At 58.2% G+C, this 7,883-nt stretch carries 5 protein-coding genes and 1 pseudogene; 5 read left to right on the forward strand and 1 reads right to left on the reverse strand.

Features of this window, described 5'->3' with window-relative positions:
* The 3 genes and pseudogenes from HMPREF1153_RS12855 to HMPREF1153_RS13205 all read left to right on the forward strand — a co-directional run.
* A partial coding sequence (locus tag HMPREF1153_RS12855; RefSeq protein WP_009644891.1) for a ShlB/FhaC/HecB family hemolysin secretion/activation protein occupies positions 1-696 on the forward strand: 696 nt, incomplete at its 5' end.
* Positions 697-819: 123 nt separating this feature from the next.
* Positions 820-1,671: an Rpn family recombination-promoting nuclease/putative transposase gene (locus HMPREF1153_RS00135; protein ID WP_009644889.1), complete on the forward strand. Its 852-nt coding sequence runs from the start codon at positions 820-822 to the stop codon at positions 1,669-1,671.
* A 213-nt stretch (positions 1,672-1,884) separates the two neighbouring features.
* Positions 1,885-2,049, forward strand: a pseudogene (locus HMPREF1153_RS13205) (ShlB/FhaC/HecB family hemolysin secretion/activation protein); the annotation flags it as partial.
* An 83-nt stretch (positions 2,050-2,132) separates the two neighbouring features.
* Here the strand turns inward: HMPREF1153_RS13205 and HMPREF1153_RS00140 are convergent.
* Entirely contained in the window at positions 2,133-2,861 is a 729-nt protein-coding gene (locus HMPREF1153_RS00140; protein ID WP_009644886.1) for a LytR/AlgR family response regulator transcription factor, read from the reverse strand.
* A 357-nt stretch (positions 2,862-3,218) separates the two neighbouring features.
* Between HMPREF1153_RS00140 and HMPREF1153_RS00145 the strand changes: the two genes are divergently transcribed.
* Complete coding sequence (locus tag HMPREF1153_RS00145) at positions 3,219-7,313, forward strand: YDG domain-containing protein (RefSeq protein ID WP_009644888.1); 4,095 nt, start codon at positions 3,219-3,221, stop codon at positions 7,311-7,313.
* Between the two features lie 55 nt (positions 7,314-7,368).
* Positions 7,369-7,883 (forward strand): POTRA domain-containing protein (locus HMPREF1153_RS00150; RefSeq protein WP_304412001.1); only part of this gene is annotated, 515 nt, incomplete at its 3' end.

The raw sequence follows: 7,883 nt of genomic DNA on the forward strand, positions 1-7,883 counted from the left end.
TGGCGCACGGCGCAAAGCTCGCTCGCCGTCACCTACGGATGGGACTGGCGCAGGCTCAAGGACGAGTACAAGAAGATCGGCATGGAGCTTGAAAAGCACAGCAGCACCTTCCATCTCGGCATCAAAGGGGCAGAGCGTCAATATCGCACCTCGTGGAGCTACGACCTCACGGGCTACTGCGGACATCTCGGCGCGGACTCTGACTGGGCGCGTCGGCAGATGAAGCGTGCGGGTACGGAAGGCAGCTTCACGAAAGCCGTGCTGAACCTCAACCTGCGCCACGAGATCAGCGACCGCTGGAACATCAGCCTCAAGGCGCAGGCGCAGAAAGCCGGAACGAACCTCGACAGCTCGGAAGAAATCTACCTCGGCGGAGCGAACGGCGTACGCGCCTACCCGCAGGGTGAAGCCTCGGGCGACAACGGCTATTTGGGCAGCATTGAGCTGTCCTACCGTACGGACGTGCCGAACCTCGTCCTCAGCACCTACTTCGACATGGGTCGCGTGCAGTACGCCAACGACGGAAAAGACGGCAGCGAAACCCTCAAAGGTTGGGGCATCGGCGTCACCTACAGCCGCCCCGGCGACTACTTCCTGCGCCTCGACTGGGCGCGGCGCATCGGCCTTGCCAATAACGCGAGCGACGACGCCAAGGCAAAGAACCGCCTGTGGTTCATGGTCGGCAAGGTCTGGTAAGAGAAAAGAGGGGCTGTTGCATAAGTCGAATTTGACTCATGCAACAGCCCCTTTTCAGTCTTGACAATATTCACTGCAATGCATACTATGATAGTAGAAGCGTATGGGGAGGGGAGCGAACCTGTGAGAATAATCAAGAAAGATATTCCTGCAGAATATTGTGCATTGATACAGAAATTCCGCTTGATCGATGATGCGTTTTTCAACGTATGTTTTGACAACTATATCGAAGGAATGCAGCTCTTATTGCATATCTTTTTCGGTCGGGATGATCTCATCGTCAAGCATGTTGTCACGCAGCAGAGTGCGGACAATCTCTATGGTCGCGGCGTGCGCTTTGATGTGTTGGCAGAAGACAGTGAGGGGAAACTCTACGACTGTGAAATTCAGCGTGCCAATGAAGGTGCGATTCCGCGCAGGGCACGCTACAACAGCAGCATGATGGATTCGCGGGAACTGGCAAAAGGAGAGGATTTCTCGTCACTTCCGGAAACATGGGTGATCTTCATCACGGAGAACGACATCTATGGAGCAGGTTTCCCGCTGTATCATGTGGAGCGGATCATAGAGGAGCTTCAGCGCCCGTTTGATGATGGGGCGCATATCCTCTACGTCAACGGCGCAAACCGTGACGACACGCCGCTTGGGAAGCTCATGCAGGATTTCTTTTGTGAGAATCCGAAGAAGATGAATTACAAAGAACTTGCTGAACGTGTCGATTATTTTAAGGCAGAAGCAGAAGGAGTGAATACTATGTGTGAACTGATGGAAAAATTTGGTGAGAGGAAACTGGAAGAGGGACGTATGGAAGGACGCCTTGAGGGACGTGCTGAGGGACGTGCTGAGGGACAGCGCAGGATGCTTGATATGGTGCGTTCTTTGTTCGCGCTGAATGTTCCCCTTGAGGTGATCGAGAAGGCGAGCGGCTTGACGCGTGCGGAGATTCTGGCGCTGCAAGATGCGCCTGCCGAATAGTATGGCTGTGCGAAGAGAGTCTTCTTCGCGATAAGATTTTTTGACACTAAGACCGCCGCATCGTTCGATATGCGGCGGTCTTATTTTATCAGCGTTTCCTTTATCACTTTTCAGCAAGTATCGGTCACTTTCTGCAATTTGCTTGCTTATCATGCAGCGACGTATTAAAAGGACGGCAAGCGCCAGAGCTTCGCCCTCTACAGCGAGAACTACGGCAGCGAAACCCTCAAAGGCTGGGGCGTCGGCGTCACCTACAGCCGCCCCGGCGACTACTTCCTGCGCCTCGACTGGGCGCGCCGCATCGGCCTCGCTAATAACGCGAGCGACGACGCCAAGGCAAAGAACCGCCTGTGGTTCATGCTCGGCAAGGTCTGGTAAGAGAAAAGCAAAAGAGCGTGATACACAAAAAGCAGCTGAGAGCACGCAATTCGGCCGCAAAAGATGGCTGCATGAATCTTCTCCTATGACAGAAATCCCGCACGCATCTTCTTCAGCATATAGGCGCGGTAGATGCGCTCGACCTCGCTTTTGCGGCGCGTGGCAATCGGCAGCAGCGTGCCGTCGGAGAGCAAAATGCCCTCAGGCGTCAGTTGATGGATCTCGTCCATATTGACCAGCAGACTGCGGTGACAGGAAAGGAACATCGGCATGGCATCGAGCAGCTCCCGTGCGCGGGAGAGCGTCATATAGGGGGAGAGCGTCGTGCCGTCCGTCAGATGAAACGAGCAGCGACGCCCGTCGGCATCGACATAGCGGATGTGCTCGATCGGTATGCGCTGCTCCGTGTATTCGATCGTGAGCGGGATCGTCGGGCGCTCCTTCTTGAAAAAAGGCGTACGCGCCAATGCCTCGCGCACCCCTTCCTCCGTCACGGGCTTGATGAGGTAGTGCGCCGCCGTCACGCCGAACGCTTCCACTGCATGATCGCGGCTCGTCGTCACGAAGATGATCGCGCAGTTCGTATTGAACGAGCGCAGAATCTGCGCCGTTTGGATGCCCGTGCGCTCCCCCAGATAGATGTCGAGAAAGACAATGTCGGCGCGTGCGGCGGACATGTGCGCGAGGAACTTCTTGTCGTCCGTGAACGCGCGAATCACGGGGCGCGGCGTATGCTCGGCGCATACGCTTTCGAGAAGATCGCAAAGCCGGTTCAGATCGTCTGGCATATCGTCCAGTACAGCAATATTCATCGTATGACCTCCTCATCATATTCTAGGGAAATCCATGCGGATTTGCAAGCATGGATTTCCCTCTTTTGCGTTCATACCATACTTTCGGCGCTTGTGCCAACTTTTATTGCTATTTCGTATAAATGTGAGAAAATAATAGAGAAAAGGTCTTTGATCTTAACGAAGAATACTATATGGGACAAAGGAGCGTCGCACCTCTCTTGATCTCTGTCTGTGCCGCCAGCGACGGCGGCAAACAACGCACCTTCCGAGGTGTGCGAAGCCGATGAGTATAGAAGCAAAAATCCGTAAACACCTTGTGCAAATCGAAACATTGTTAAACGCAAGAAAGATTTCCCGACAGAAAGGATGAGTTAAATGAAACATCATCATGCAAAGCAGTTTTATCGCGCCATCGCCTGTGCCATCTTCGCGGGCGCACTCGCCGCGCCCTTTGCCGCGCAGACGGCGTATGCTCTCCCCATCGAGGGCGCGAACGCAGCGACGAATGCAGGAGAGGCGAATATCTCCACGAGCGGCACAACTATGGACATCGTTGGCAAGACGGAGCACAATGTGCTCCGCTGGGAGGACTTCTCCATCGACTCGGGCGAGAAGGTACGCTTCGATAACGGTACGCAGACAAAGGACTATCTGAACCTCGTCACGGGCGAGGGCGCGTCGAACATCTACGGCACGATCGAGGGCGGCAGGAACGTCTACCTTGTGAACCCGCACGGTATTCTCTTCGCGAAGGGTTCACAGGTCAATACGGGCGCGCTCTACCTCTCGACGGCAAATCCCGCCGATATTGCAGCAGCGACGAGCACATTCAAAACAAACGGCGCGAATCCGCTCTCCGTCACCGCACAGATGGGCGACGTGCTGAACCTCGGCACGGTAAAGGCAAGCAAACTCTACATCGAGGGCAAGAACGTCAAAGTCCTCAACACGGATGCGGTCACGGACACAAACGGCGCGGCGCTCACGGGGGCGAACGTCACCATCCGCAGCGAGGATGCGCCGCACATCGGCTACGATGTCGCTAATACAACGACGAGGAACTTTACCGTAAACGGCGCAACGGTCTCGAAGACGGTTTCCGACTATGCGAATGCGAACAACTCAAAATCTGCAACATCGCGCCACTGGGTCGTCCAGAACCTCGGCGGCACGGCGCATACAGACTATGACTATATGCGCGTGCATGACGTCTACGAGCTGCAGAATATGGATGCGATTCAGGAGAATCACGGGGGTTCCGGTCAGGATAAGACGATCGGCAGATATATGCTCGCGAATGACATCGCGGCAAGCGAGACAAAGGACTGGGCAGGGGGCTTCCAGTCGATTGGCACTTCTAACACGGTCTTTGCGGGACGATTTGACGGCGCAGGGCACACGATCACGGGGCTTAACGTTCAGCTGGGGAATGCAGGGGCTACGGAGGATGAAGATCGCGGGATGTTCGGATACACCAAGCAGGCGGTCATCGAGAATGTCTCCCTGAAGGATGCCTCCGTGTCGGGAAAGAAGCAAGTCGGCGGCATTGTGGGAACTGCAGACGGCCACTCTGTCATACGGAACGTCTCCTTCAGCGGTAAGGTCCAGGGACCCAGTACTGGAACTTACGCTGGTACCTCGATCGGCGGCATTGTGGGAAAGCTAAATTTCGGAAGCAGCATTGAGAACGCCTACAACGAGGGCACGGTCGAAGGGAACTCTCTTGTCGGCGGCATAGTGGGCTATGCGTATCAACAGAACACCATTCAGAACGTCCGAAATGCGGGCAAGGTCTTAGGAAATGAGATGCTCGGCGGCATTGTGGGAGCGGCAACGTATGACAACAACATTCGGAACGCCCTGCAGACGGGAACCGTGGAGCAAAGATCGGGACAGAGTGATCCAAACGTCGGCGGCGTTGTGGGATTTTTGAACGAAATAAGCACGGTCAACCATGCCGTATGGAAGGAGGGCAGTGTAAAGGGGGGGAGCGGCACTCCGATCGAGAACGGCGTCGGCACAACACTGGATAATAGTACAGTCACCGATGTCCAAAAGTGCGACGAGACGCAGATGAAGCTGGCAGAGACGTATAAGGACTGGAAGGACGGGAGCGGCAAGGCTCTCGTTGCCGCCGAGGGCGGCAAGGGCACGCCGTGGCGCATCTACGACGGCAAGACCATGCCGCTCCTCACGGCATTCCTCCGGACGAAGCATCTTGCAAACCGCGAGCAGGTCTACAACGGCACGGCTCCGACGATTGCGGGCGGCGACCATATTTCCCTCGATGCAGAGAAAAACGTCGGCACATATCATGCCTACAGCGAGCAGTATGACATCATCGGCGGCGCATACACGGTCAAGCCGAAGGAGCTGACGCTCGACTTTAAGAGCGGCACGCGCTTTGACAAGACCTACGACGGGAGCGATACCGTCACGCAGTGGCTCACGAAGTGGCGGCACTATCGTCTCACGGGCTTTGTCGGCAGCGAGGACGAAGATAATATCGAACTGGCGGGTGGCGTCACGGGCAAGTATGCGGACAAGAACGCCGGCAAGGATAAGGAAGTGACGTTCCAAAATCTCGCGCTCACGGGCACGGGCGCGGGCAACTATACCGTCAAGGAGGCACGGGGTGTGGGGACAATCTATCCGAAAGAGCTGGATCTCACACTCACGAGCAGCGCACGCTTTGACAAGACCTATGACGGCAATGCAAACGTGACGCAGTCGCTCGCGAAGGGGACGCACTATACCCTCGATGGCTTTGTCGGCACGGAGGGCACGGGCATCGCACTCGCTTCCTCCACAGGCACATACAGCGACAAGAATGCCGCCGCAGACAAAACCGTCACCTTTGACGGGCTGACGCTCACGGGGGCGGGCGCGGGCAACTACACGCTCGACAAGACTGCGCTCACGGGCATCGGCACGATCTTGCGGCGTGCGCTGACCCTCGGCGCAGTCGGGGCGCAGACAAAGACCTACGACGGTACGACCGACGCAGACACGTCGAAGTTCGGCGCGGTACTGAACAATGCCATCGCGGTTGACAAGGTGACGGCGACCGCCACGGGTGCGGCGTACAACGACAAGAACGTCGCCGGGGCAAGCAGGATCGACTACACGGGTGTCGGTCTCGCGGGTTCGGATGCCGGGAACTACACGCTCGCCGCCACCACGGCGCAGGGCGCGGGCACGATCTCGCGGCGCGAACTGACCGTTGATACCGTCGCGGCGCAGAGCAAGACCTACGACGGCACGACCTCCGCTGACGCATCGAAGTTCCGTGCGGCGCTCGATAATCTTGTCGCGGGCGAGGAGAACCTTGTCACAGCGACCGCTGCGGGCGCGACCTACAACGACAAGAATGTCGCAGGGGCGAACAAGGTCACCTACACGGGTGTTCAGCTCACAGGCACGGGCGCGGGGAACTACAGTCTCGCCGCGACGACGGCAGAGGGAGTTGGCACGATCTTGCGGCGTGCGCTGACCCTCGGCGCAGTCGGGGCGCAGACAAAGACCTACGACGGCACGACCGCCGCTGATGCAGCAGAGTTCCACGCAACGCTCGGAAATGTCGTCGCGGGCGAGGAAGGCAGCGTGACCGCGACCGCCGCAGGTGCATCGTACAACGATAAGAACGTCGCTCGGGCAAATCGCATTGACTATACGGGTGTTGCGCTTACAGGCACAGGCGCAGGAAACTACGCCATCGCGGATACCGCGCAGGGCGCAGGTACAATCACGCGGCGTGCGCTGACGCTTGGCGCAGTCGCGGCGCAGACGAAGACCTACGACGGCACGACCGCTGCAGACGCTTCGAAGTTCGGCGCGGCACTGAACAATGCCGTTGCGGGTGACAGCGTAACAGCCGCCGCCACAGGCGCAACCTACAACGACAAGAACGTTGCGGCGGCAAATCGTATTGACTACACGGGTGTCGCACTCCGAGGTGCAGATGCGGGGAATTACACGCTCGCCGAGACAGCCGCGCAGGGGGCGGGCACAATCACGCACCGCGACCTCACGCTGACTGCCGACGCGCAGAGCATTGTGCAGGGCGAGGCGCTGCCCTCCTTTACGGGGCGTGCGGAGGGCTTCGCGGACGGCGAGGACGAGCGCGTATTCGGTACGGACGGCATCACATTTGGCACGACGCTGACGAATACCGAAACGCCCGGCAGCTACGGCGTCACAGGGCGCATCGGCGGCATCACGGACGGCATCCTCGGCAACTACCGCATCGTGCAGGCGGCGGGCAACGCGACTGCCTTCACCATCCATGCCGCAGCACTGCCGGGCGGACTTCTCGCCTCGCTCATTCAGGACGCTGCGCCGCGCTTCGACTTCGGTTTCGGCGACACCGTCTACCTCTATGGCACTGCGCGTCCCATCCGCGCCGCAACGCTCGGACTCTACCGCTTCGATGCGGAAGAGGGCCTCGAAATTCAGGGCTTGCGTCTTTGATGGCGCATATCAGTGGTTCCTTAAATCTTTGTGAAAAGGAGTCTTTCCGTTGAAGATGAAAGAAAAACACTCGCACCTCAAACTTACGCTGCCTCTTGCGGCGGCGCTTCTCCTGCCGGGTACGGCGCTCGCCGCGACGAACCTGCCGCCATCCGACGCGCACCTGCCTGAAAAGGCGCAGGAAAACGCGCTCGAAAGCCGCCTGCCGAACCATGCAGGCGGCAGCAAGGCGATGATGCCTTTTCGCCTCTCGCGCATCGACGTCGAGCAGGACGGCACGCAGCTCTTGGAAAAAGCCATCGAAGAACGGACGGCGGCGTATCTTCGCCGCGACATCTCCGAGATCGACGTCAACGACCTGCTTGCCGAACTCACCGACTACGCGCGCAGCCACGGCTACCCTGCGGCAGCCGCCTACCTGCCGGCGCAGTCGAATGCGGACGGCACGCTCACCATCCGCATCCTCGCCGGACGCTACGGCAAAATCCAGATCGAAAACAGCGCCGCCATCAGCGACGCGCAGCTCAAGCGCATGACGCATACCCTCAAAGAAGGCGCACCCATCGAAGG

This window comes from Selenomonas sp. CM52 (assembly GCF_000292955.1).
In the GTDB taxonomy this organism is placed as follows: domain Bacteria; phylum Bacillota; class Negativicutes; order Selenomonadales; family Selenomonadaceae; genus Selenomonas.